Raw genomic sequence first — 21889 nt, forward strand, 5'->3', positions numbered from 1 at the left:
TTTAAAAGAAGAAGTTACCAGTCTAAAATTAGCCTATCCAGCGACCATAATCACACCTTCTCTAACTTCTTTTTCCCAAGCCTCAAGTTTTTCCAATAATAAACTAACCATATCAGACCTATCTGAACTCATGTCATTCCTCTCATTTATGTCATTTGCCAAATTATAAAGCTCGAGGTTTTTACCATTTTTATTTTCCGTACATATTAATTTCCAATCCCCACTTCTGATAAAACTTTTTTTGCCATATGCAAAAAACACATCCCGTTCTGGCAAGTTAGTTTGATGCAACAAATTGTCCTTTATACTTTGACCATCAATAATTTCAGTAGGTTTCTGATCAATAAAATCCAAGAAGGTCGGCAGCAAATCCATGCTGAGAACAACCTGATCATTCACATTTCCTCCTTTGATGGCATCTGGATAACTGAAAATGGCAGGAACACGGCTACCTCCTTCGTAAGCACTGGCTTTAAAGCCTTTTAAACCACCATTATTTCCAAAATGATTTGCCCCATTGTCTGAAACGAAAACTAAAATTGTGTTTTCATACTGTCCAATCTCTTTAAGGGACTCGATTATTCTTCCGACACCCTCATCCATGACTTCAACCATTTCTTTATAGATGGTCGCTATACTGTCCTCCATTACAGCTTGAGTTCCTGCTATACCAACTTCCCTTAAAACCTTGTCTATGCGCCTTTGATATGGAGAGTGTGGCGCTTCATGCGGGACATAAAGAAAAAAGGGATTACCTGTCTTTTCAGGATCATTCTCTTGTATGTATTTTACCCCGTAATCTGTGATCAAATCAGTAGAATACCCTTCTTCATTTTCAATTTCCACTCCTTTCCACCAATCCAAGTAACCTTCCTGATCAATATGTCCATGGTAATCAACATTCCCACTTACGAAACCTACAAACTCGTCAAATCCCTGCAAAGTAGGATTGAATGCTTTGTCATAGCCCAAATGCCATTTTCCAAACATGCCTGTACTGTACCCATGTTTCTTTAGTTCTTCAGCCATAGTGATTTCACTAAGACTTAAACCAACATCCCTATGACTTTTAGCTGTAACAACTCCCTCAACTCCAGTACGCTGCTGGTATTTTCCAGTCATTAAAGCCGCTCGAGTAGGACTACATACCGCCCCGTTGGAATGGAAATCCGTAAATTTAACTCCTTGGGATGCCAGAAAATCCAGATTTGGTGTCTGTATCATCTCATTTCCATAACATGAGAGATCTCCATAACCTAAATCATCGGCCATTATCAGCACTATGTTTGGTCTTAGTTTGGTGGATGTTTTTTTATCAGCACAGGAAAATATCAAGAGTGTTGTCAGTAATACAAGTAGTATATTCCTCATCATTCATCATTGTGTTAATCGTGTACATAGAAAAAAAGAGGAGCCTCCTTATCATTGCAGCCCCTCCTTTATTCTAAAGGTAAACAGCAGTAGCCTTCAGCTACCCTATTCAAATCTAATCGTTTATTGAAAATAAGCAATAGCCAATGGAAATAAAACAAGACATTGAATTAACTCATATACTAGCCTTATTATTTAATTTACTGCTCTATAAACCCAACAACCTCATAGGCCCTTTCACCATTCAATTGAATTTTTTCATAAACCACATTTGAAAATTCATAATAGGAATAGCCATCAATTTCAACCCGCTCTGCATCATGCGGAAGTTCATAAATAACAGTTCCTAGCTCAGGCTCTACTACTTCATAAGCATTGCCTACATTGATGTAAAATATACCGTTATACCAGAAATAGTCCCTGTTTAAATGTCTTAACCTGACATAACCTACCGGCAATGTTTTTATTCTAAATCCTATTTTAGGTGTGATCACTATGTACCTACCACCTGAATATGTATAGAAGCGATTACCTGAGTAATAGTAGTTTATTCCTCTATGAACGATCGTTGTTCTATTTGGCAATATCCTAATGCTCACCACTTTCTTTACAGGTTTTCTGTAGACTACTCTTTTGCTCGGAACCCTTCGGTTATCTTTCTTAATGACAAGGACTTTCTTATTTTTTCTTGAGCTTTGTGCATCCACATTTTGACCATTTACAAAAAAGAATAGAAAGGCCAAAACGCAGCTTATTTTAACAAAATTTTTCATAATCAATGGGTTTTTAATTCATTGTTTTGACCATTGATTTATTGAATGGTTTAATATGCTTTGATAACCAAAATTGATCTCAGTAGAAAAATTAATCCACAAAATGCCCTCTAATGTTAATTAGAGGGCGTTTTAATTTTTGTTAAATTTTAATTTTTAATGGAAGATGCATTTCTCACCTAATCCATTTCCTTTTAAAGCCCAGCGAATCTAACCCCTGTCAATTCAGCCATATCCTTTTTCCAACTGGTAATATCATTGGAATTAAATTGATTTAAGTGGTCATGTCCACAGGCTCTTGCCATTACTTTCATTAATAAAGTGGAGGCAGTAAAAAAATTAAACAATTGATTGGCTGATTTATCAATGTTAAGCAATTTTCTCAAGGCTGGTTTTTGGGTAGCTATTCCGGCAGGACAGTTGTTTGTGTTGCACATTCGAGCGGCCACACAACCTATAGACTGTAAGGCGGAATTGGACAATGCGACACCGTCCGCTCCCAAAGCCATGGCCTTAATAAAATCATCTGGTATGCGTATGCCACCAGTAATTATTAAGGTAACATCCTTTCTATTTACCTTATCCAAATAATGTCGCGCCCTTGCCAATGCTGGTATCGTGGGCACGGATATATTGTTTCTAAAAATCAAGGGTGCAGCGCCAGTCCCACCACCTCTACCATCCAATATGATATAATCGGCACTGGCGTCCAAAGCGAACTGAATGTCTTCTTCAATATGATTTGCAGATAACTTAAACCCTATGGGAATACCGCCAGTAATCTTTCTTACTTTATCGGCAAAATTCTTAAAATCTTCAGGTGTATCTAAGTCAGCAAATGTTGGCGGAGATACAGCAGGCATTCCTTCTTCTAAATTCCGTACCTGGGCAATTTTCCCAGTAACCTTGTTTCCGGACAGGTGTCCACCAGTCCCTGTTTTGGCACCCTGTCCACCTTTAAAATGAAAGGCCTGAACCCGTTTTAACTTTCCCCAGTCAAAACCGAATTTGGCAGAGGCATATTCGTAAAAATACCTGGAGTTAGAGGCTTGTTCTTCATCTAACATTCCTCCTTCACCAGAGCAAATGCCTGTACCAGCCAGCTCTGCTCCTTTTGCCAGTGAGATTTTGGCTTCCTCCGATAGCGCACCAAAACTCATGTCAGAAACGAACAATGGAATTTCTAATCGCAATGGTTTTTTAGCATTTGGGCCTATAATCAGTTCCGAGCCCACCTCCACATCTTCCATTAACGGCTTGGTTGCTAACTGTGCCGCCAAAATCTGAATGTCTTTCCACATTGGCAATTCCGGGCCGGGGACCCCCATTGCTCCCATTTCTCCGTGATGCCCGGTTTTAGACAAACCATCTTTGGCCAATGCTTTGATATAAGCAAGAGTAGGCTCTTCCTTTGTGGATCCACTATTCAAGGGAACAGTTTCCTTTTGCTCATTCTCAACCTTTAATTTGGTATGTGTACCATCACAGTAAGGTGGGTTTTTCGTATGCTTACATTGGCACAAATAGGCCTCCCCAGATTCTTCTGGAGAAAATTGAAGGGGTGTAAAAGAAGTAGTCCGATGTGATCCATCACAAAACGGTTGATTGCTACTTAATCCACAGGCGCACCAGTACTGTTCTTCTCCCTTTTTTAAGCTTACTTTTATGGGTTTGTTGTCTGCTATATTCGGCTTGTTCATATGCTTTTATGGGTTTACAAAGTAAGTTAGCGCACCTGAGGGACATTTTTTTACCTGATTAGTCAAGTTTTCAGTAGAAGCATTTTCAATCGCAATCCAAGGTTTGTTTTGAGGATTATAAACTTTAGGAAGCATTTTAACGCAAACTCCTGCATGCTGGCATTTTTTGGGTTGCCATTTGATGGTGATTTCACCGTTTGAATATTCCTTTTCCATTTTTACTTATTTTTGAAGTAAATATGCACCACAACTATTCCCCAGGCATTCATGTAGATGAAGAAATCAACCTTCCTTTTTTTGTGATAGCACTTTTCTAATAGTACTTAAAGCCTGCGGGGTAATCCCTAAGTAAGAGGCGATCATGTATTGCGGCACCCTGTTGGGTAAGTCAGGATAGGTTTGCAAAAAATAACCATACCTGTCTACAGCAGGAGTACTCATTTGCATAATTATCCTTCTTTGTAACTTACCTATTCTTCGGTAAAGCTGAGTAAGCTTTTCTTTGACAGCCTCCTCATTACTAAAATCCAGGTGTTGATTCTCTCTGTGTATGACCAGTACTTCTGAATCCTCTATGCAATCTATAAAAAGTTGGGCAGGCTGATGAAATTCTATTGACTCAATATCTGCAATTAACCATCCTTCTGAAGCAAACATAAATATATGTTCCTTGCCATTGCTATCGATGAGATAGCTTCTCACCAATCCTTTTTTTACATAAAAAACGTTATGACTTATAAGCCCTCTACTTTGAATGATTTCCCCTTTCGTAAAATGCTTTGTTTTTGCACTTGGGTCGTGAATCATCTCTTTTTCTGGCATATTAATTTCATTTATTTTTATGTGTTTTCTCTCAACATCAATAATAATTCAGATGATATGCTAACATCATTAACCAACCCAATTCTTATATTATAAAAAAACCAATAATTACAAAAAATATTCCTAGCACAATAACCTGGTAATGTGCTGCTCTTCCAAATTCATTCTCATCTTTCACTAATGGGTTTAACAATATAAAAATTAAAATCAAAACCCCTAGAAGGATGAATAAGGCCCCCAATATTAAATCGAATATTTCTTCTATCATGCTAATAGGATAAAGTAAAACCACTAGAAGAACCCATAAAAAAGAAAGGCAAAACCAGCAATAAGAAATAGATAAGACCATATTTGCATTGTAATAAAAAAAAACTCATTTCTAGTTTTCATTTTAACTTTTTCACCAGAACTGTTCAGGTAAAAGTCATTCCTTGTTAAAAAAGTCCAAATAGCTGACAACAAGAAGCCAATACCTATAGATTGATTTAAGTCAATCGACATAAAAACACCTCCGAAATTTCTTTTCAATACTCCAAGCACCAAGGCGGTTAGGAACATAGATACCATCAAATAAGCAATGACTAACAAACCTTTGTTTTTCCAGATAAGTATCATAATTCTCCTGTTATAACTATTTGTCTCAAGAATAAATATAAACCTATTGGCTTAATCCTACCTAGGTATTTATGACATTCCAGCTCGATATTTAATTTCACAATATCCAAATATTAAAATCAACAAACCTAAATCACAACTATTTCCACAATAACAACACCTTCCTACTCCTTAATCTCCCATTAATCATAACTTATTAATTAAGTTTTAACCACCTTAGACGAAACAATTTATTTTGGGTTTGAAGCAAGATAAAATAGCTTCCAGTGGGCAATATTCTTAAATTCTCTTCCAATTGAATCTTAACGTTTCCTAGATCAAAAACTCCTTCCAGAAATAATTTTCCACCTGAACCCCAAACATTAAAGAAGACCTGCTGATCGGATTGTAGGCCAAATAAATCCACATGAACTTCCCCTTCCTTATAAGGATTAGGATAAATACGAGGTACATCAAAACTAAATAAGGGATTGTTAAACCTTATAACAGGACTGAAACCTACCTCCCCTTCAGCATTCTCAGCCTTAACCTGATAATACCAATATGCCTGATTCTCGGGTAAAACCTGATCTTGAAAAATAACTTGATAACCAGAATCATCACCTGAGAAAGACCCAATTGGGATAAATTCGGTGGATGGTCCTTCAGCTCTCAATACAGTGTACCGAATGAATGGGTCTCTGCCATTCACCCAAGAAAGCTCGACTCCTTCTTCCTTTAACAACACTTCAAAATCCAACCAATCTAAAGGCAGAACACTTAATTCACTAATGCTTGCAATGGCAAAAGCCTTAGCAAGCAACTCATTGAAGACCACTCCCCTTCCAGCCCAAAGCTCACCATCCACCTCACTTGCGGGGAGATGTACCCCTGTTGCAGCTTCTCCATCTCCCGTTAATCTCACATGGTCAATATCCTGAATGCCAAGATCATTGGCCAAGACCCAAATATCAACTTCCGAGGAAGTGCCTCCACTACTGCTAATTTCAAAATAGCTATTCAATTGATACACTACGGTACTCCCATCTGTATCACTAAATCCCGGGTCATAGGTTACTCCCTGGTTTTCGACATGCCTAATACTTAAACTTGACCCAGTTCCTCCCAATGCACCTTCTAAAAGTAAATGTCTTGGAAAGGCTAAGTAACTGTCATAAAAAGGAAATAAAGCATTACTTTGGTCTAGGTAAGTGGGAACATGATGATAAACCACCTCATTCAGGTTATGCCAATCCCCACTTGAATAACTGTATATACCTGTCGGTCCAAAGTCCAGGAAAAGTGAATTCCCCGAAAAATCTATCGTTCCCGACAACTGACTGAAGGCACTTAATATCCTAAGATCATTTTGGAAATTAACACTTCCAATGGACTTATCCATTTCAAAAGCATCCAAAGAAAACGTGGGAATGGCTATTTGTTGATTATTTACCCCAGTTGGAACAAGCATAGACGAGGTACCGTTGAGGTTTCCCCCATCCAGAAATTGCATGTTTCCACGCACCTTTACAAGCGGGGAAAGCACCTTCTCCGCTGCCCCACTAAAAAACAAATGATTATATATAAACTCAATAGCTGGACTTGTCAGGCTACTTTCTAAAAATTCCTGAGAAACCCCTCCTCCAGCATATGTCACATTGCCATCCAACTGCACATTCACCGCATCGATAATCGGTTCTTCACCCAAGAGCACCAGATTGGCACCTTCTTCAAGTACAAATGAACTAGCGGGCCGGGAATCAGTCCTTCGAATAATTTGGTTGAAGGCTTTGGTTCCTTCAGAGATCAAAGTGGCACCGGACAATATTCTAAACTCACCGTAATCACCCGTCCCAAATTTATCCTGAATATTAAAGGAAAAAGTTGAGGTATAAATAGGACTTAACTCATCATTAAGAGTTTGCCTGACAGTGCCACTTTTGATTAGGAAGCTATTGGCTTTCATGGCTGCATTGACCACCAAAGTTTCGCCAGGATCGGGATCAAAAACCACCCCAAACCGACTATTTAAATTACTGGCACTCCATGAGTTCCGGTCTACTACAGTACGGCTGACTCCTTTAAAAACTATACTTCCGGTTTCAGGATATATCCAGTCGGTAATACCAGATGTGGAATGATGGTAAATAAAATCTCCAGTATCTTCTGAAATACTATGCAGTTGCCCATATACCAACAATTCATAAGCTTGCAAATTAAGTTTAGGTCCTGGGTCAATGCCTCCAAGAGTTTCAGCAAAAAGATATAGATCTTTAACCTGTTCATTTTTAGTAAGGCGCACTTCGTTCCTATTGCCAATAAAAACCCTGTCATCCCTATCTGGAAAGTCTAAGGCTGCCACCCAAGCAGTTCCATTGTATTGCTCCCAGATAGTTGGATCTTCCCAATCTCCCACAGTATCAAATGCCAAATTGGTTCTATAGCAGGTATTGTCGAGTAAAATTGTCCCTATTGCTGAATAAAATGGAAGAAAAAACAGCGCAGCAAAAACTATGGTCCAAAAAAACCATTTATAATAATTAAAAAACGCTCTCCTATAAAAAATATCCATAACAAAAATGAATAATCAATTAAAATAGTGATTTTACTTTAATTTTCAAAACTAACAATACATATATACACGAATAGAACACCTTTAATACTGTACATCAAACAAATTACCAATGAATTCGACCGCTTGTCTTTTTAAAAAAGGGATGTCTGGATAACCCAAATATTACTTTAAATTTGTAAGGAAATTTGACAACCCTTTCCTTACTGCTTAAAAAGTTATGCAAATAGACATTCATAAGCGCTCCTTTCGTAAATCCCTCCTTCTAGGCTTTTCTCTGCTTTTGGGAATAATGCTGACATTGCCTGCAACTGCGGCACAATACAAAATAAGTTTGCTTACCTGTGATCCTGGGGATGAGCTGTATTCTACATTTGGTCATAGCGCCATACGTATCATAGAGCTGGAAAGTGGTCAGGATCTCGTTTTTAATTATGGAACTTTTGACTTCAACACTTCTTTCTTTTACGTGAAATTTATCCGCCGGACTTTAGATTATCAATTGTCCCTTACCACTACGGAGAACTTTTTGCGTGAATACAATTATTTCAAAAGGAATGTCAGGGAACAGGAGCTCAATCTATCAGCAGAGCAAAGTGAAAAGATTGTAGCATTCTTACAAAGGAATTACCAACCTGAAAATAGAAAGTACCGGTATGATTTCTTTTTTGACAATTGTGCCACTAGGATTACAGACATGCTAGAAACAGTTTTAGGCCAGTCTCTAAAGTGGAATTACCCAATTGAAACGGACCACAAAACATTCCGCAATCTGATTGACGAATATGTGTACCCACTTCCTTGGTCGGATTTGGGAATAGACCTGGCCCTAGGTGCTGTTATTGATAGAGAAGCTACAGAAGCGGAGAAAGCTTTCTTGCCGGATTATTTGGAAGCCTCTTTTGGCAGGGCTACAATTATAGGAGACGGACCTGAAAGGCCTCTTGTAAGTCAAACCAATAAGATTTATGATTTCCCGGAATCAAGAAGTGAGGGGATAAACTTGATAAACCCCTATGTTATATTTTGGCTTTTCGCTATTTTGATAGGACTATTAACCTTTATCGGCTTCAAGAAAAAACGATTGTTTAAAGGCTTTGACATAGCCTTCTTCAGCATTTTAGGATTACTGGGCGTATTGTTTGTTTTCCTTTGGTTTTTTACCGCACACTCTCAAACCAAGAACAACTGGAACCTGTTTTGGGCATTTCCAGCTCATCTCTATATAGCTTATCTATTATACCGAAGGCCTGACAAAGCCATATTAAAAACCTTGCTGTTGGGAGCCATGATTTTGGCTGACCTGGCCTTGGTTGTGTGGATACTGGGCTTTCAATCTTTCCATCCAAGCATCCTTCCATTGTTATTGATCATAATCCTTAGAACGAATTTCATCTACTATAACCTTGACCGATTTCGAATTATAAATAAAAGGACTTGATTCCGAAAACTATTCAGTACCCTTATGGCGTTGTAGGTATATAATTTAAAATTAGATGAGTTTCAATATTATTTCAGATTACGTTCCTACGGGAGACCAACCTAAGGCTATAAAAAAGCTGGTGGAAGGCATAAATGCGAACGAGCCATCTCAGGTACTATTGGGAGTGACCGGTTCGGGAAAGACCTTTACTGTGGCCAATGTCATACAGGAGGTCCAAAAACCTACCTTGGTTTTGAGTCACAACAAGACCCTGGCAGCACAATTGTATGGAGAGTTCAAGCAGTTTTTTCCTGACAACTCAGTTGAGTTTTTCATCAGTTATTACGACTATTATCAGCCTGAGGCATTTATCCCCACCAGCAGCACCTATATAGAAAAAGACCTTTCTATCAATGAGGAAATTGAAAAGCTAAGGCTTTCAGCAACATCAGCTTTACTTTCCGGAAGAAGAGATGTCATCGTGGTGGCGTCTGTTTCCTGTATTTACGGTATTGGTAACCCAGATGAGTTTGGTAAAAACGTAATAAAACTTCAAGAGGGTGATCGAATTCCGAGAAATCAATTTTTATTCAAATTGGTAGAAGTGCTGTATAGCCGAACTTCGGGAGAATTCACCAGAGGCACTTTTAGGGTAAAAGGTGACACAGTGGACATCTTTGTTGCTTATGGAGATTTTGCTTATAGAATATTTTTCTGGGGCGATGAAATAGAAGCCATACAGCGCGTAGACCCTGCTACCGGTAAAAAATTATCAGACGAAAAGATTATCACCATTTTCCCTGCCAATTTATTTGTCACTGGAAGAGATGTAATAGACACCGCCATCCATGAAATTCAGGATGACCTAGTAGCCCAAGTCGCGGCCTTTGAGAAGGACATGAAATTAATGGAGGCCAAGCGGCTAAAGGAAAGAACCGAATTTGATTTGGAAATGATTCGGGAATTGGGTTACTGCTCTGGGGTAGAAAATTATTCAAGGTATTTCGACAGAAGATTGCCGGGCACCCGCCCCTTTTGCCTTCTCGATTATTTTCCTGATGATTTTTTGATGGTCATAGATGAAAGTCATGTTACACTTCCTCAGGTTAGGGCTATGTGGGGAGGGGATAGGTCCCGGAAGACCAATCTAGTAGATTATGGATTTAGGCTACCTTCTGCACTTGACAACCGCCCATTAAAATTTGATGAATTCGAATCCCTCACAAGCCAGGTAATCTATGTGAGTGCTACACCGGGGGATTATGAGCTCAATAAATCTGAGGGGGTAGTGATAGAACAAATCATCCGGCCTACCGGACTTTTGGATCCATTGATCGAGGTACGACCAAGCGCCAATCAGATAGATGATTTATTAGACGAAATAGACAAGACAATTAAGAATGGCTTCAGGGTTTTAGTGACCACCCTTACCAAAAGGATGGCGGAGGAACTGGACAAGTACTTGGCCAAAGTAGGTGTTAAGTCGAGGTATATTCACTCAGAAGTAAAACCTCTGGACAGGGTAGAAATATTAAGAGAGCTCAGACTAGGAATATTTGACGTTTTGGTGGGCGTCAATCTTTTAAGAGAAGGATTAGATTTACCTGAAGTAGCGCTTGTTGCAATTTTAGATGCCGATAAAGAGGGCTTTCTTAGAAATGTCAGAAGTCTTGTCCAAACCATTGGAAGGGCTGCTAGAAATTCGGAAGGGAAAGTCATTATGTATGCAGATAAAACAACAGAGAGTATGCGCTTGTCCATTGATGAAACCAATAGGAGAAGGGCCAAGCAAATCGCCTATAACGAGGAAAACAACATCACCCCAACAACTGTTATCAAGTCTCATGACAGGATAATGGGACAGACCAAAGTTGCGGATAGTAAGAAAAACGCAAAGATCTATGTAGAGAACAATCCGGAGGAAATGGATGTAGCAGCAGATCCGGTCATTCAGTATTTAAGTAGAGAGAAACTTGAAAAGCTAGTCACTCAAACTCAAAAAAGGATGGAAGCGGCAGCCAAAGAATTGAATTTCATGGAAGCGGCAAGGTTGAGAGATGAATGGATGGGATTAAAAAAACGACTGGAAATTATTAATGTAGGGAAATAAATGAAGATTATTAAAGGCATTGTTTTAATCGCTAGCATCTTACTAATTAACACGAGCAAAATACAAGCCCAACAAGCTGGTGGTAGCTTCTTAGTGAGTGCAGGGATGGACTTGATAAGAACAGATTTATACAAAATACTCGAAAGGGCACAATTTGGGGCAGAGGTCAATTACTTCTACCGTCACCAATTGTCTTTTTCAGGGGGATACGAATACAATATCAACCACCCCAATCAGGTGACAGCCGGGCTAAGGTATTACCCACTGGAACCATTATTCCTACGTGCTCGTGCGCTGTTGGGAAATGGTGCAGACCTGGGTTTGGGTGCGGGCTACACTTATAACCTAAGCTACAGGTTTCGCGTGGAAGGGATAACAGACTATTACGTCCAACGACAAGCCCTTGGCATCAGGGTGGGACTGGCAGTTTTGATAAATTAAAAACAAGATGACCATTCAGGATATTACAAAACTAGCTCAAAAAGGAGAAGGCCTGCATGTAGAGTTCAAGAAAAAGGCAGCCCATCCTGAAAAGATCGTCAAGGAAATCATCGCATTGGCCAATACCGAGGGGGGCTATCTCCTTTTAGGTGTAGATGATGACGGCACCGTTAGCGGCCAACGTTACATAGAAGAAGAGGTCTATGCCATGGATAAAGCCATAAAGGAGTTGATTCACCCTCCTATGAGCTTGGAAAGAGATGTCATCCCCATCAATCAAAAGAAAGGCGTTGCCATCTATAGAGTTGGGAAAAGCGCTGATGCACCACACTTTACTTTAGAAGATAAAAAGAAAAAAGCCTACGTTAGGGTAGCTGACCGAAGTATTCAGGCCAGTAGAGAAATGTGGGAGATAATGAAAAGAAAGAAAAACCCAAACAATGTCATTTTCAAATATGGAAGAAAGGAAGAATTACTAATGAAAGCCTTGGCCAACAAACCTTACGTCACCCTAAAAGAGTTTATGGCCATGGCTAGAATCCCAGTTTTCATTGCCTCCAAGACACTTGTCAAGCTGGTCTTAGCCAATGTGTTAGAAGTTATCCCTCAGGAATCTGAGGACAAATTCATTACTAAAGCGCATCTTTAGTTCCCAATTCCTCCACAACTTCCCATACAAGGTCCGGCTCGAAACCTCTGAACACCAAAAACCGAACGACCTTGGTTTTCCTTTTGTACAGATTGTCATCATTGGTAAGTTTCCATTTTCTCTCTGCCAAGTGAAGTAAAGTATTATGGTAATCCTCTGGGGCCAAAAGCTCCAGGCCTTCCTGAATCAAGTGATTAGGAATTTCTCTCATTTTCAACTCTTGTCGAATCCTGATCCTTCCCCATCTTTTTAAGTTGAACCTTCCTTTGACAAAGCCTTCAACAAATCTCTTTTCATTAATGAAGTCCTGATCTATCAAGGTTTGTAAAATTTTTTCTGCTTCACCTTCTTCTAACCCGATTTCATTTAGTTTCGACACAACTTCCGATATTGCACGTTCCTGATACGCACAATAAGCCGCTATTTTTTTTAGCCCTTTTGAATAGCTATTTTTCTTTTTTGAACCTGAAACCGAATTTCCTTTTTCTGGAACTGACATTTTACGTAATTTTAGCTTTTGGTATACTAACGGGATAATCCTGACCAAATATATAAATCTAAATAGAAATATCATGCGAAAAAAAATTGTTGCTGGTAATTGGAAAATGAACTGCTTGCTTGAAGAAGGTCAAAAACTAACTTCTGAGATAGTGAACATGATAAAAGATGAACCGATTAAAGATGTACAGGTAATATTAAATCCTCCTTTTGTTCATCTACACGGCGTAAAAAAACTTATTGCAGGTGTTGACAACATCTATCTAGGTGCTCAAAATTGTTCCGATCAGAATTCCGGAGCTTATACTGGAGAAACTTCAGCCGCCATGTTGACCTCCTTTGGAGCTGAATTTGTAATTATCGGTCATAGTGAAAGAAGAGCTATGTTCAATGAAAGCAATGAATTATTGACTGAAAAAACCAAACAGGCGCTTTCCAATAATTTAACGCCAATTTTCTGCTGTGGAGAACCTTTGGAAATCAGGGAAGCAGGAACTCATGAAGCCTACGTAACTAAACAACTTACTGAAAGCTTGTTTGGATTTAGCGAGGAAGAAGTTAAAAAATTAGTTATCGCCTACGAACCAATATGGGCAATAGGAACAGGTAAAACTGCTTCCTCTGACCAGGCACAGGAAATGCACTCTGCAATTCGTCAACACTTATCATCCAAATATGGTAAAACTGTAGCCGAAGGAATCTCTATACTTTACGGCGGAAGTTGCAAGCCTGACAATGCGAAAGAGATCTTCTCTAAAGCGGATGTGGATGGAGGATTGATCGGTGGTGCTTCATTAAAATCCAGAGATTTTGTAGACATCGCAAAATCATTCTAAATATTTATCCTCTTCATTCGAGGACAGTTGCCCAGGCAGTAAATTGCCGGGGCATTTTTATATTTTTCAATTCAACACAATTCTTCAATGGAATACCTAGAGTTTAAAATCAGCTGTAAGGAAGAATATAGAGAAATTCTGATGGCAGAATTGGCCAACATAGGCTTTGATTCCTTCTTGGAAACAACGGCCGGATTTGATGCCTACATCCCTCAAGATGACCTTAACACGCAATTATGGCAAGAAGTTATCGCCCAATACCAGGATGTTGCTGAGATTAAAATTGAAGAGGGTATCTTGGCTAAAATCAACTGGAATGAAGCTTGGGAGAAAAACTATGATCCTATATCTGTTGGAGACATGGTCTATGTGAGGGCAACTTTCCACCCCAGCAGGATTGAGGACCATAAACACGAAATTGTCATCAATCCGAAAATGTCTTTCGGAACAGGACATCATTCCACCACTTACCTTATGCTTGAATGGCAAAATGAAATTAGCCATGATAACAAAAAAGTAATGGACGCAGGCTCAGGAACAGGTATTCTGGCCATAATGGCAATGAAACTGGGGGCTTCCCTCGTTACAGCTTTTGATATTGATGAATGGAGTGTTGACAATGGAAATGAAAATTTTGAGATAAATGGATTCAAAAATCTTTCCATGCAAACAGGGGCAATTAGATCTGTAAATACTGAAAAGGCTTATGACCTAATTCTCGCCAATATAAATAAAAACGTATTGTTGGATGAGATGGAGGTATACGCTGAAAAGCTATTTACTAAGGGGCAATTGCTTCTAAGTGGGTTCTACGAAACTGATATAGAAGACATAAATCAGGAAGCAGAAAAACATGGATTAATCCTCAAAGGAAAAAAGGTCCGCAATAATTGGACTTCCTTATTATTTCAAAAAGTACAATCCTGACCTGACTTGGTCCTTCTAGACTAAACCTTTTTTACCTTACATGGACTCGAAAGAGCAGAAGAAGGAAAACAAAACCAGACAAAGACTTAATTTTTTCAGTCTTTGGGCATTTCATATCGCGAATGAACCTTGGCTTCAAGATGCAATAGAAACACTATTGTTGGCTAAGGATTCTTTTAACCCGGATTATGTAATAGGATTTCTCCGTCCTGACAATAGTCAGGGGTGAAGCCTGTCCCGTGTTTACGGGAAGTGTTGCAATCGCAAGAAAATCAGGCTGTTTGGAGATTTTAGCACGTAATAGATTGTCTATTGCATATTTCGGGTTTAACTATCTGGGTTAAAATAAAAAAGTCGGAAGGCAATTTCTTGCTTCCGACTTTTTTTATAAAATAATCAGTTTGATTTAGCAGATCAATTCACCCACTACCTGATTTTTGAATAATATACTTTCACTTTGATATTATCTTTATCAACGACAAACTCCTTTAGAGAACGTTTGAACGCATCAAAACTAACAACACCACTTTCTGTACTTGGAGTATTAGGGTATAAAAACAAATCTGTTTTCACCAATCCTGAACGATACATGGCATTTACATAAGACGTAATTTGGTTGGCATACACCCTTGTTTCAGAATTATAAGCCAAGCCATTCTGGTTTCCCGTCAGGGGGACAACATTCCCATCCACATCCAAACCTGTATGGGTATTGTTTTCGCCTTGAACAGCCACTTTTACTCCATCAAACCTTCGGTAATACTCACCGCCATCAGTTGCAAAATACATTACCAAGGCTCCGTAAGGATTCTTTCCTTCTGGATATTCATCCACTGGCCCTACTTCCAATAGGATCTGGTTGAAGGTAACATTTTCGAGTGTGTCCAGAAATTCATGCAAAGGGCTCATGTCAAGTTTCATCTTTAGCCCCAAACCGGCTTTGACCCCAACTTTATCACCTTCTATATCATAGGCAACATCTTTCTCCACGATCTGTTCTGTAGCAGTTCCTTGCCTATTACTAATCACTTGATTAAAATGCCTTGATTGAATGGTGTTAATAGGGTATGCTGTTGACACCGTATCATCTTCGTAATGATAATACATGGTAATACCTGTCCCGCCTCCTATAGCTAAAGAAATGGACGTGTTCTGGGCTGGATCTCCTTTGATCACTATACCGGGAAAATACTCCCTGAAAGCAAAAATATTATCAAATACCGGATCTTGTGTAGTAAGCTTACCAAAAAGCTCCGCAGCAAAATCAGGATTAAGGTCCATTCTTACTTGATTGACCGTATCAGCCTGCAACACAAAAGCACCTTCAGCCAGTGCTACATTCTCCTCATAATCAAGGGAACTAAAACTGTAATAGGTGGTATCTTCAATGGCTTCTAATAACCTATGCACTTTAAATTCCTTTTCTTCATCAAAATCATCTGCTATGAGGTCAACAATATTGAAGTTGAAAATTGCAGAGTCAAATATTGCATCATCTTCCGGAAGTACACCATCAGGATTAAAGGAAAGCCTGCTATAAGCTATTGATTCTGTGGTTCCAAAAAGGTCACTATGATCACCTCCAACCACCATTCGGCTCTGATTTGTAGTATTGAAAGAATCTTCAAGTACCAATAAAGAAGATAGGGGTATTTCTTCATAGAATACCCCTATCTGGTTGGAGCCGGGATCCAGTACCAATCCAATCTCGGATGGGTCTGAACAAGCTCCTGCGAAAATAACAATTGAGCACAGGGCCCCGAGGAATTTAACCTGCAAGGTCCGTATAGATATTGTAATAGCTTTCAAAAAGCTCGTCTTGTTCATCACTTTTAATTTCAAACTGTTTTTCTTTAGAAGATTGTTGAATTATGGCAGCCAAGCTTTCGGAAATATCCTCACCTTTTACTACAACGTCGGCATACTCCATACCCAATTTCACAAACCCTTCGTAGTCCTTGGACTTCAATGGGGCAAGAAGCTGGTCATCGATGTCTACCATTTTTATTTTATCGAATAAATCGTCCCCAAATTTATGACTAAATCCGTTATTATAAATAGCATAAACAGATTTTGTTTCTTTGAACAAGGGCTCATTCTTGTAAGTAGTTTTCAAATACAAAGGAATAAGGCTAGTCATCCAGTCATTACAATGAACAACATCCGGGGCCCAACCTAATTTCTTTACGGTTTCTAAAACTCCTTTACAGAAGAAAATGGCTCTTTCGTCATTGTCCTCATAAAATTTATTCTGTTTGTCAAAGAAAACGCTCTTTCTCTGAAAATAGTCTTCATTGTCTATAAAATATACCTGTAATTTAGCATTGGGGATAGATGCAACTTTAATTATCAATGGTTTTTCCTCCTCACCTACTGATATATTGATACCTGAAAGCCTTACAACCTCATGCAACCGATTCTTTCTTTCATTAATCAATCCAAATCTCGGTACCAAAATTCGGATTTCCATTCCTTTTTCCTGCATCGCTTGAGGCAGGGCTCTTACAAAATTAGCAACTTCAGAAGTTTGAAGAAAAGGGTTAATTTCGCTTGCTACGTAAAGGATACGAAGTTTAGACATATCGTGTGTGTTTAATTTAGGGATATAACGGGACTACAAATTTACAAAAAAATCAGCAAATTCCATTGTTTTTATTCAGAATAATATACTTTTGCACCTATTTTCCTATTCCATTTCAAAACAGACTTTGGAAATACACGAAACCATACCTGCTGTAAAACAGCACTTAAGGGCCTTTAAAACCCAAAATAAAGCGATAGGCCTTGTCCCTACTATGGGGGCATTGCACCAAGGGCATTTAGAATTAATCCGGCAGTCTAAAAAACAAATGGACGTCACTATTGTGACAATTTTTGTAAACCCCATCCAATTTAACAATCCGGAAGACCTTCAGAAATACCCCAGAACCTTAGAAGCTGACTTAGCTGTATTGAGTGAGGAAGGCGTGGATATTGTCTTTGTTCCTTCGGAGAAAGAAATCTATCCTGAAGGAATTTTTATGGAGTTTGATTTTGGGACTATGGAGCAAGTGCTTGAAGGCAGGTTTAGACCTGGTCATTTTAATGGTGTTGCTATAGTTGTGTCTAAGCTGTTTCATATAGTACAGCCTGACATTGCCTTTTTTGGCCAAAAAGACCTTCAACAAGTTTCTGTCGTTAAAAGACTGGTAAGCGACCTATCTTTCGGTATTGAAATAGAAGTCGTGCCCACGGTTAGGGAAACTGATGGGTTGGCACTTTCTTCTCGAAACCAAAGACTAAGTCCGGAAGGAAGAAAAATCGCTCCTCTTCTTTACAAAACCTTGACTAAATGTAAAGATGAACTTTTAATGGGGGGGGACTGGTTGAAGATTAAAAACAATGCAATTAAGAAAATTTTAAATCCAATTGAGATAAACCCCGAGTATCTGGAACTCGTTGATGAAGCAGATTTCAGCCTTGTCCAACAGCCAATACCCGGAAAATCATACGCCATTTGTATTGCGGCATATATTGAACAGGTACGATTAATTGACAATATTATCTTTCGTTCTGGTCACATTTAACTATTGACATGCAAATTCAGTTATTAAAATCAAAAATTCATCGGGTAAAAATCACCCAAGCGGAACTTCATTATGTAGGCAGCATCACCATTGATGAGGCATTAATGGAAGCAGCTAATATCATTGAGAATGAAAAAGTTCAGATTGTAAATATCAACAATGGTGAACGTCTGGAAACTTATGTCATAAAAGGAGAAAGAGACTCAGGCCAAATTTGTCTCAACGGCCCCGCGGCTCGAAAAGCGCAAGTTGGAGATGTAGTCATCATCATTTCCTATGCCTCAATGGACTTTGAAGAAGCAAAAAAATACAAACCCACTATTATTTTCCCTGATGCCCAAAACAAAGTAATTTGAGCAATAAATTAAAAAGCGGTCTTCAAGCTATCGTGCCCCTAGTGGCTGCGATTTTGATTTTCTATTATCTCTACAAGGATATTGAAGGGGAAGTCATTTTAGAAGCCCTTAAAGGAATCAATGCTCTTTGGTTTTCTGCAGCCATGTTTCTAGGACTGCTTGGTTTTTGGCTTAGGGCATGGAGATGGAAGAACTTAATTGCTACCAATGAAACCATTGAGGTAAAAACCATACCAATCTTTTGGTCCTTGATGTTTGGCAACTTGATCAATCTTCTTTTCCCCAGAGCAGGAGAGGTGGCCAGATGTGGTGGGGTAAGCAAAGTCTACCCCATTAAATTCGGTAAAATCTTTGGGACCGTAGTCCTGGAAAGAACAATAGACATGGTCTTTATGCTCTTTATTATTGCTTTGGCCTTCCTTCTAGAAGGAGGGATATTTATCGAAATTTTTGAAAGCCTAATTTCTCTAAGCGCCATTAAATCCTTCGTATCCGAATACGTTTATTGGGCGATACTTCTTATGTTGATCCTCTTGGTATTGGCAGTGCTTACCTACTTAAAATTCAAAAAAACTACATTAATAGGTAAAATTCGTCAGTTTTTACGCCAATTTGTCAGTGGTTTAGAAACCTTGATTCATATGAAAAACAAAGTTGGATTTTGGGTTGCTACCGTACTTATTTGGACCATCTATTTTTTAATGATGTATTGGATGGCGCTTTCTATTCCCTCTACCAACTCATTATCAGCTACTTCCGTTTTAATGGTTTTAGTAATGGGAAGCATTGGAATGATAGCTCCAGTACAAGGAGGCATAGGGACCTTTCACGCCATGGTCGCTTTTATACTCCTCTATTATGGCATATCAGAGGAGCAGGGCAAGGTATTTGCGATGTTAGTTCATACCTCTCAAATAATGATTGTTTTGATTTTGGGAGGGATTAGCTTTCTTTACCTTTTCAGGAAAAAGAAAGTAACCTTGAATCAATAAAATCGTTGTAGAAGAAAAATAGAAAATTAAAATAAAACATGGGAATCATACTAATTGTAGTTGTATTTGCAATTCTTGGCTATGTGGTAAGTAACAGGCTAAAGAATAAGTTTAAAAAATACTCGCAGGTTTCTTTAAAGGCCAACTTATCCGGTAAAGAAATTGCTGAGTTGATGTTGGCGGATCATAACATCCATAACGTAAAAGTCAATTGTGTAGAAGGGCAATTATCTGATCATTACAACCCAATGAATAAAACGGTTAACCTGAGCACAGATGTTTATTATGGAAGAAATGCTGCAGCCACAGCTGTATCAGCTCACGAATGTGGCCATGCGGTTCAACATGCAAATTCTTATGCATGGCTTAAATTAAGATCAACCCTGGTACCTATTCAAAATATCAGTGGCAAAATTTTAAATATAGTATTGATCGCCTCTCTTTTTGGAGGTATAGCCTTATTTGGCCTTCCTTATGAAGCAGTTGGCGTAGTAGTAGTTGGTGCCTACAGTATCTTGACTTTATTTAGTGTTATTACGCTACCTGTAGAATTTGATGCTAGTAACCGAGCCTTGGCTTGGGTAAAGCAAAGGAATGTAGTAACTCCTGAAGAGTACGATATGTCCAAAGACGCATTGAAATGGGCAGCCATGACTTATGTGGTTGCCGCCTTGGCATCAATGGCCACTTTAGCCTATTACATGTTCGTCTTTTTTGGAAACAGAGACTAAAACAAAGAATTATTTAAATTTTTAAAGGGGCAGCGTTGCCCCTTTTTTATTTTCTGGGTATTACTATTAAGGACTATGCGTCAAATGAATAGAATTGAATCCAAAATAGGAAATAGACAATCTATCCCGACCTTAATTCATTAGAAAATCTATCAACCTTAGCAGTTTTTCTCCCTAATGAAAAACTTACCTATAAGGCCAGAAAATTCTATTGCTAAATCCGCGTTAAAAGTCCTTTTGTTTACTTGTAGAGGTATTAAAACAATTCAAAAGTATGGATTTTGACCTGAATGAAGAACAACTGGCCATAAAGGAAGCGGCTTCAGATTTTGCACAAACAGTACTTTTACCAAAAGTAATCGAAAGGGACATTCAATGTGAATTCCCAAAAGAATTGGTTGCACAGATGGCTGAAATGGGATTTATGGGAATGATGGTTCCTCAAGAGTATGGCGGTGGTGGAATGGATACCCTCTCCTACGTAATCGCATTGGAAGAAATCGCTAAGGTAGATGCCTCAGCTGCCGTGATCATGTCTGTAAACAACTCTTTGGTGTGTTGGGGTTTGGAAAAATATGGAACAAAATCCCAGAAAGAAAAGTACTTAAAACCACTTGCTTCAGGCAAATGTTTGGGAGCTTTTGCATTGTCAGAGCCAGAAGCCGGATCCGATGCCACCTCTCAAAGTACCACTGCCGTAGAGAAAGAGGATCATTACTTGATCAATGGTACAAAGAACTGGATAACCAATGGCTATTCAGCAGACATCTATCTTGTCATTGCACAAACCAACAAAAAAAAAGAACACCATGGGATATCAGTATTTATAGTAGAAAGAGGTTGGGCAGGTTTTGAAGTTGGTAAAAAAGAAGACAAAATGGGCATTAGGGCTTCTGACACTTGCTCATTGATGTTTACGGATATGAAGGTTCCCAAAGAAAACCGAATAGGAGAGGAAGGTTTTGGTTTTAAGTTTGCCATGGAAACCTTAAATGGAGGCCGTATAGGCATTGCCGCTCAGGCCCTTGGAATAGCAGCAGGAGCAATGGAACTGTCTGTAAAATATGCCAAAGAAAGAAAAACTTTCGGTAAACCTATCAGTGAACACCAAGCCATTCAATTTAAACTGGCAGACATGGACACGGAAATAGAAGCCGCACGTTTGTTATGTTATAAAGCCGCCTTAAAAAAAGACAAAAACGAGTCTTATGTAAGGTTAAGTGCAATTGCCAAATTGTACTCTTCAAAGGTGGCCATGAAAACCACAAATGAGGCCGTCCAAATCCATGGAGGTTATGGTTATGTGCGAGAATACCACGTAGAACGGATGATGAGGGATGCTAAAATTACAGAGATCTATGAAGGCACTTCAGAAATTCAGAAAATAGTTATATCCAGAAAGCTTTTAAGCTAATTGTATAAGTTATGGATATTTAAAAATATATAGTAATTTTCAAATCGGAATTTAGTTTATTCTAATTTTTTATTACAAATTGTCATAACAAATCAGAAAAAAAATATACTTTTA

At 38.7% G+C, this 21889-nt stretch carries 22 protein-coding genes; 12 read left to right on the forward strand and 10 right to left on the reverse strand.

Annotated elements, in window-relative coordinates; genetic code table 11:
• Nucleotides 1-33: 33 nt before the first annotated feature.
• From CA2015_RS05990 to CA2015_RS06025, 7 genes are all read right to left on the reverse strand, one after another.
• Nucleotides 34-1374, reverse strand: a complete 1341-nt coding sequence (locus tag CA2015_RS05990; protein WP_240477934.1) for a sulfatase-like hydrolase/transferase — start codon at nt 1372-1374, stop codon at nt 34-36.
• A gap of 197 nt (nt 1375-1571) precedes the next feature.
• On the reverse strand, nt 1572-2144 hold the full coding sequence (locus CA2015_RS05995; protein WP_048641087.1) for a DUF6515 family protein: 573 nt from the start codon (nt 2142-2144) through the stop codon (nt 1572-1574).
• A 194-nt stretch (nt 2145-2338) separates the two neighbouring features.
• Nucleotides 2339-3844: a glutamate synthase-related protein gene (locus CA2015_RS06000; protein ID WP_048641088.1), complete on the reverse strand. Its 1506-nt coding sequence runs from the start codon at nt 3842-3844 to the stop codon at nt 2339-2341.
• A 6-nt stretch (nt 3845-3850) separates the two neighbouring features.
• Entirely contained in the window at nt 3851-4060 is a 210-nt protein-coding gene (locus CA2015_RS06005) for a (4Fe-4S)-binding protein (RefSeq protein ID WP_048641089.1), read from the reverse strand.
• A gap of 66 nt (nt 4061-4126) precedes the next feature.
• Nucleotides 4127-4666 carry a Crp/Fnr family transcriptional regulator gene (locus tag CA2015_RS06010; RefSeq protein ID WP_053086650.1) on the reverse strand — a complete coding sequence of 180 codons (540 nt, stop codon included), beginning with the start codon at nt 4664-4666 and terminating at the stop codon, nt 4127-4129.
• 291 nt (nt 4667-4957) lie between these two features.
• Nucleotides 4958-5281 carry a hypothetical protein gene (locus CA2015_RS06020; RefSeq protein WP_048641091.1) on the reverse strand — a complete coding sequence of 108 codons (324 nt, stop codon included), beginning with the start codon at nt 5279-5281 and terminating at the stop codon, nt 4958-4960.
• A gap of 196 nt (nt 5282-5477) precedes the next feature.
• Entirely contained in the window at nt 5478-7832 is a 2355-nt protein-coding gene (locus CA2015_RS06025) for a hypothetical protein (protein WP_048641092.1), read from the reverse strand.
• Nucleotides 7833-8052: 220 nt separating this feature from the next.
• On the opposite strand from CA2015_RS06025, the gene CA2015_RS06030 reads away from it, so the two are divergent.
• From CA2015_RS06030 to CA2015_RS06045, 4 genes are read left to right on the forward strand one after another with little or no spacing between them, the layout of a single operon-like run.
• Nucleotides 8053-9273 (forward strand): Lnb N-terminal periplasmic domain-containing protein, encoded by a 1221-nt coding sequence (locus CA2015_RS06030; protein WP_048641093.1) that lies wholly within the window; start codon nt 8053-8055, stop codon nt 9271-9273.
• 55 nt (nt 9274-9328) lie between these two features.
• Nucleotides 9329-11365, forward strand: a complete 2037-nt coding sequence (gene uvrB, locus CA2015_RS06035) for an excinuclease ABC subunit UvrB (RefSeq protein ID WP_048641094.1) — start codon at nt 9329-9331, stop codon at nt 11363-11365.
• Complete coding sequence (locus CA2015_RS06040; RefSeq protein WP_048641095.1) at nt 11366-11806, forward strand: hypothetical protein; 441 nt, start codon at nt 11366-11368, stop codon at nt 11804-11806. It abuts the gene before it with no gap.
• Between the two features lie 7 nt (nt 11807-11813).
• A complete protein-coding gene (locus CA2015_RS06045) occupies nt 11814-12455 on the forward strand; it encodes an AlbA family DNA-binding domain-containing protein (protein WP_048641096.1) in 642 nt (213 codons plus the stop codon).
• Here the strand turns inward: CA2015_RS06045 and CA2015_RS06050 are convergent.
• Nucleotides 12439-12954 (reverse strand): regulatory protein RecX, encoded by a 516-nt coding sequence (locus CA2015_RS06050; RefSeq protein ID WP_048641097.1) that lies wholly within the window; start codon nt 12952-12954, stop codon nt 12439-12441. The two genes, CA2015_RS06045 and CA2015_RS06050, sit on opposite strands and share 17 nt — an antisense overlap.
• A 73-nt stretch (nt 12955-13027) precedes the next feature.
• Between CA2015_RS06050 and tpiA the strand changes: the two genes are divergently transcribed.
• The 3 genes from tpiA to CA2015_RS06065 all read left to right on the forward strand — a co-directional run bounded on the left by tpiA (nt 13028) and on the right by CA2015_RS06065 (nt 14945).
• Nucleotides 13028-13789, forward strand: coding sequence for a triose-phosphate isomerase (gene tpiA, locus CA2015_RS06055; protein WP_048641098.1), 762 nt, complete (start codon nt 13028-13030; stop codon nt 13787-13789).
• An 87-nt stretch (nt 13790-13876) separates the two neighbouring features.
• Nucleotides 13877-14716 carry a 50S ribosomal protein L11 methyltransferase gene (gene prmA, locus CA2015_RS06060; protein WP_048641099.1) on the forward strand — a complete coding sequence of 280 codons (840 nt, stop codon included), beginning with the start codon at nt 13877-13879 and terminating at the stop codon, nt 14714-14716.
• Nucleotides 14717-14756: 40 nt separating this feature from the next.
• Nucleotides 14757-14945 carry a hypothetical protein gene (locus CA2015_RS06065; RefSeq protein ID WP_048641100.1) on the forward strand — a complete coding sequence of 63 codons (189 nt, stop codon included), beginning with the start codon at nt 14757-14759 and terminating at the stop codon, nt 14943-14945.
• 197 nt (nt 14946-15142) lie between these two features.
• Here the strand turns inward: CA2015_RS06065 and CA2015_RS06070 are convergent, their stop codons facing one another.
• Both CA2015_RS06070 and CA2015_RS06075 read right to left on the reverse strand, forming a co-directional pair.
• Entirely contained in the window at nt 15143-16543 is a 1401-nt protein-coding gene (locus CA2015_RS06070) for a DUF4270 domain-containing protein (protein ID WP_240477935.1), read from the reverse strand.
• The gene (locus CA2015_RS06075; protein WP_048641102.1) at nt 16485-17297 is read right to left on the reverse strand and encodes a glycogen/starch synthase; all 813 of its coding nucleotides are present in this window, start codon (nt 17295-17297) and stop codon (nt 16485-16487) included. Before CA2015_RS06075 ends, CA2015_RS06070 begins: the two co-directional genes overlap by 59 nt.
• A gap of 127 nt (nt 17298-17424) precedes the next feature.
• Here CA2015_RS06075 and panC point away from each other — a divergent pair, with 127 nt between their 5' ends.
• The 5 genes from panC (at nt 17425) to CA2015_RS06100 (ending at nt 21775) form a co-directional block, all read left to right on the forward strand.
• Complete coding sequence (gene panC / locus CA2015_RS06080) at nt 17425-18282, forward strand: pantoate--beta-alanine ligase (RefSeq protein ID WP_048644381.1); 858 nt, start codon at nt 17425-17427, stop codon at nt 18280-18282.
• Between the two features lie 8 nt (nt 18283-18290).
• Nucleotides 18291-18638, forward strand: coding sequence for an aspartate 1-decarboxylase (panD, locus tag CA2015_RS06085; protein ID WP_048641103.1), 348 nt, complete (start codon nt 18291-18293; stop codon nt 18636-18638).
• On the forward strand, nt 18635-19630 hold the full coding sequence (locus CA2015_RS06090; protein ID WP_048641104.1) for a lysylphosphatidylglycerol synthase transmembrane domain-containing protein: 996 nt from the start codon (nt 18635-18637) through the stop codon (nt 19628-19630). Before panD ends, CA2015_RS06090 begins: the two co-directional genes overlap by 4 nt.
• 38 nt (nt 19631-19668) lie before the next feature.
• A complete protein-coding gene (locus CA2015_RS06095) occupies nt 19669-20361 on the forward strand; it encodes a zinc metallopeptidase (RefSeq protein ID WP_048641105.1) in 693 nt (230 codons plus the stop codon).
• A gap of 274 nt (nt 20362-20635) precedes the next feature.
• The gene (locus CA2015_RS06100; RefSeq protein WP_048641106.1) at nt 20636-21775 is read left to right on the forward strand and encodes an acyl-CoA dehydrogenase; all 1140 of its coding nucleotides are present in this window, start codon (nt 20636-20638) and stop codon (nt 21773-21775) included.
• Nucleotides 21776-21889: the final 114 nt, after the last annotated feature.

Source organism: Cyclobacterium amurskyense (assembly GCF_001050135.1).
In the GTDB taxonomy this organism is placed as follows: Bacteria; Bacteroidota; Bacteroidia; order Cytophagales; family Cyclobacteriaceae; genus Cyclobacterium; species Cyclobacterium amurskyense.

Coding starts and splice junctions, on each gene's coding strand:
- CA2015_RS05990 (WP_240477934.1), bottom strand. CDS start 1,374: ATGATGAGGAATATACTACTTGTATTACTGACAACACTCTTGATATTT.
- CA2015_RS05995 (WP_048641087.1), bottom strand. CDS start 2,144: ATGAAAAATTTTGTTAAAATAAGCTGCGTTTTGGCCTTTCTATTCTTT.
- CA2015_RS06000 (WP_048641088.1), bottom strand. CDS start 3,844: ATGAACAAGCCGAATATAGCAGACAACAAACCCATAAAAGTAAGCTTA.
- CA2015_RS06005 (WP_048641089.1), bottom strand. CDS start 4,060: ATGGAAAAGGAATATTCAAACGGTGAAATCACCATCAAATGGCAACCC.
- CA2015_RS06010 (WP_053086650.1), bottom strand. CDS start 4,666: ATGCCAGAAAAAGAGATGATTCACGACCCAAGTGCAAAAACAAAGCAT.
- CA2015_RS06020 (WP_048641091.1), bottom strand. CDS start 5,281: ATGATACTTATCTGGAAAAACAAAGGTTTGTTAGTCATTGCTTATTTG.
- CA2015_RS06025 (WP_048641092.1), bottom strand. CDS start 7,832: ATGGATATTTTTTATAGGAGAGCGTTTTTTAATTATTATAAATGGTTT.
- CA2015_RS06030 (WP_048641093.1), top strand. CDS start 8,053: ATGCAAATAGACATTCATAAGCGCTCCTTTCGTAAATCCCTCCTTCTA.
- uvrB (WP_048641094.1), top strand. CDS start 9,329: ATGAGTTTCAATATTATTTCAGATTACGTTCCTACGGGAGACCAACCT.
- CA2015_RS06040 (WP_048641095.1), top strand. CDS start 11,366: ATGAAGATTATTAAAGGCATTGTTTTAATCGCTAGCATCTTACTAATT.
- CA2015_RS06045 (WP_048641096.1), top strand. CDS start 11,814: ATGACCATTCAGGATATTACAAAACTAGCTCAAAAAGGAGAAGGCCTG.
- CA2015_RS06050 (WP_048641097.1), bottom strand. CDS start 12,954: ATGTCAGTTCCAGAAAAAGGAAATTCGGTTTCAGGTTCAAAAAAGAAA.
- tpiA (WP_048641098.1), top strand. CDS start 13,028: ATGCGAAAAAAAATTGTTGCTGGTAATTGGAAAATGAACTGCTTGCTT.
- prmA (WP_048641099.1), top strand. CDS start 13,877: ATGGAATACCTAGAGTTTAAAATCAGCTGTAAGGAAGAATATAGAGAA.
- CA2015_RS06065 (WP_048641100.1), top strand. CDS start 14,757: ATGGACTCGAAAGAGCAGAAGAAGGAAAACAAAACCAGACAAAGACTT.
- CA2015_RS06070 (WP_240477935.1), bottom strand. CDS start 16,543: ATGAACAAGACGAGCTTTTTGAAAGCTATTACAATATCTATACGGACC.
- CA2015_RS06075 (WP_048641102.1), bottom strand. CDS start 17,297: ATGTCTAAACTTCGTATCCTTTACGTAGCAAGCGAAATTAACCCTTTT.
- panD (WP_048641103.1), top strand. CDS start 18,291: ATGCAAATTCAGTTATTAAAATCAAAAATTCATCGGGTAAAAATCACC.
- CA2015_RS06095 (WP_048641105.1), top strand. CDS start 19,669: ATGGGAATCATACTAATTGTAGTTGTATTTGCAATTCTTGGCTATGTG.
- CA2015_RS06100 (WP_048641106.1), top strand. CDS start 20,636: ATGGATTTTGACCTGAATGAAGAACAACTGGCCATAAAGGAAGCGGCT.